Annotated in this window: 2 protein-coding genes and 1 pseudogene; 2 read left to right on the top strand and 1 reads right to left on the bottom strand. The window is 68.7% G+C overall.

All coding sequences use genetic code 11. The features are described from left to right. Positions 1–386 precede the first annotated feature (386 nt). Together istA and istB are read left to right on the top strand one after the other, a co-directional pair. A complete protein-coding gene (gene istA / locus AB5026_RS18790; RefSeq protein WP_082421817.1) occupies positions 387–1,625 on the top strand; it encodes an IS21 family transposase in 1,239 nt (412 codons plus the stop codon). Continuing rightward, a complete protein-coding gene (istB, locus tag AB5026_RS18795; RefSeq protein WP_368124232.1) occupies positions 1,622–2,410 on the top strand; it encodes an IS21-like element helper ATPase IstB in 789 nt (262 codons plus the stop codon). Before istA ends, istB begins: the two co-directional genes overlap by 4 nt. On the opposite strand, the pseudogene AB5026_RS18800 reads toward istB, so the two are convergent. Next, positions 2,407–2,662: pseudogene (locus AB5026_RS18800) on the bottom strand (hypothetical protein); the annotation flags it as partial. The gene istB and the pseudogene AB5026_RS18800 sit on opposite strands and share 4 nt — an antisense overlap.

Here is a 2,662-nt window from a genome sequence, read left to right on the forward strand (position 1 = left end):
GAGCTTCGAGCCGGACATCGCCGCGCGGGCGGCCCTCTCCGCGTCCGACTCGTCGCACTTCCCCTGCCCCGGGCGCCTCCTCTGCATCCTCGCCGGGGAGAGCGCCTCGCGCACGGGCATCCCCAGCGACGCGAGGTGCCTGGTGAGGCCCGCCCCGTAGGACGACGTCCCCTCCATCGCGACGCAGGCCGGCTCCCCGGCCGCCGCGATCGCCCCGGCGAGCGCCTGTTAGCGCTACTGTAAAAACAACCAATTTCGCCATCGCACTTTAGCCGATTCCGCCAACGCAATTTCCCCGATCACGCCAACGCATTTTCACCATTTCCACCAACGCCGGGGCTTACGCTTCGACCGACAAGCGAACGATGCTTTCGGGAGGAGCGGCCGTGGCGGAGAAGAACCTGATCGGAGAGTTGGACATGTACAGGGAAGCGGGCATAAAGCCCAACTTCAGCGACATAGCGAAGCGCTACGGCAAGGACAGGCACACCGTGGCGGCGTACTGGAGGGCCGAGGGCGGCCGGCCCCGCGACGGGCGCGCCGACAGGGCGGGCTCCTTCGACGCGCACATCGAGGAGGTGGCCGCCAAGGCGCAGCTGCCGGGGGTCACCAAGAAGGGCATCCACGAGTGGCTGCTGCACAGGTATCCCGGCGAGAACCTGGCCGGCTACAACGCCTTCACCCAGTTCATGCGCAAGAACGGTATCGCCGTCGGGGCCTCCGTCGGCCCGGAACCGCACCCGCGCTTCGAGACGCCGCCCGGGCTGCAGCTGCAGTTCGACTGGAAGGAGTCGGTCAGGATGGCGAACCGCGACGGCGAGCTGTTCGAGTTCAACGTGTTCGCGGCGACGCTGGGCCATTCCCGCAGGCACATATTCATCCGGTCGGGGACCAGGACGACCGACGACCTGGTCAGGTGCATGTACGCCACGATCGCGAGGCTCGGCGGCGTGCCCCGCGAGTGGGTCACGGACAACATGTCCGCCCTGGTGACGGTCAAGGGCGGCAGGCGCCTCAAGGTCCAGCGCGCATACGAGTTCGCCAAGGCCGCCGGCTTCGAGCTGAAGCTGTGCCGCCCGCGCAGCCCCCAGACCAAGGGCAAGGTCGAGTCGTCGAACCGCTTCCTGTCGCGGCTCGCGGCCTACCAGGGCGACTTCGACGGCTGGGACGACATCGACGAGATCATCGCGCGGATCGAGGACGCCAGCAACTCCGAGCCCAACGAGACCACGGGGCTGCCGCCCTCCGCGCTGTTCATGGAGGAGAAGGACGCGCTGCTGCCCGTCGGCAACCTCCGCGCCCTCGAGGAGGCGATGGGCGACGTGGTGCGCGTGGCCAGGGTGCCGGCCACGATGCTGGTCAGCGCGCACGGCGAGCCCATGTCGGTGCCCAGGCGCTGCATCGGCAGGCCCGCCCGCATCGTCTGCATGCCCGGCGGCGCGATGGACTGCTACGTCGGCGGCGAGCTGGTGGCGACGCACGTGGCGGGCGGGCCGGCCTACGACCCGGCGCACTACGCCGAGGCCATGGCCGGGAAGCGCTGGTTCGGCGACGCCGCCGGCGACATCGAGGCGGCCGCCGCCGCCAACCTCGGGCTGCTCGACTCGATAGGGGGCTCGCTGTGAGCGCCGCGGTGCAGGCCAGCCCGCTCAACCGCCTGGCGGCCAATCTCGAGGAGCTGGGGCTCGAGGGCATGGCGTCGTCGGTGCCCGAGTACGTCAGGCTCGTCGCCGACGGGAGGAAGAGCCTGGTCGACGCCATGCTCGAGCTCACCGACGCCCAGATAACCCTCAAGCGGCGCGCCGACGACGAGCGCCGCACGAGGATGGCCAACTTCCCCTACATAAAGACGCTGGCCGACTTCGACTGGGGTTTCCAGCCGAGCGTGCCCCGCGGGCTGGTCGAGCAGCTGGCCACGCTCGAGTTCGTCGACCGCGGCGACAACGTCGTGCTCGTCGGCAGCCCGGGCGTCGGCAAGACCCACCTGTCGATAGCCATAGGCCACGAGGCGGTGATGGCCCGCAAGCAGGTGTACTTCGCCGACTGCTCGAGGCTGGTCGAGGACCTCAAGCACGCCTCGGCGAAGGAGGCGCTGGCGCGCAGGATGCGGTTCTACGAGCACTGCAGCCTGCTGATAATAGACGAGCTGGGCTACCTCGATATCGGGAAGGAGGGCGCCGACCTGCTGTTCCAGCTGGTGAACAGGCGCTACGCGCTCAAGCGGTCGACGATCGTCACGACCAACGTGCCGGTCGGCAGGTGGGGCGACGTGTTCGGCAGCAACGTCACGGCCTCGGCGGTCGCCGACAGGCTGTGCCACCACTGCGCGATGATCAAGATAACGGGCCGGTCGTACCGCCTGAAGGACGTGTCCATCGGCGGTGAGGACGGGAAGGAGGAGGGCGCCTAGGCGCCGAAAGCGGCACATCCGCGTTGGCGAATCCGGCGTATCCGCGTTGGCGCGATTGGCGAAAATGCGTTGGTGGAAATGGTGAAAATTATATTGACGCTAACAAAGCCGAGGTAGCCGCTCTCGTAGGCGGCGAGCGACGGGCCGGGGAAGCCCGACATCCACTCCGCGACCTCGCCCCAGGGGTTGCCGCGGAACCTCCTCGCCACGGCCTCGCCCGTCTCCGCGTCGAGCGCGCAGACGGTGGTGGAC

The sequence above is a fragment of the Blautia sp. RTP21359st1_E11_RTP21359_211015 genome (assembly GCF_040910705.1).
GTDB classification, from domain to species: domain Bacteria; phylum Bacillota; class Clostridia; order Lachnospirales; family Lachnospiraceae; genus Blautia_A; species Blautia_A fusiformis.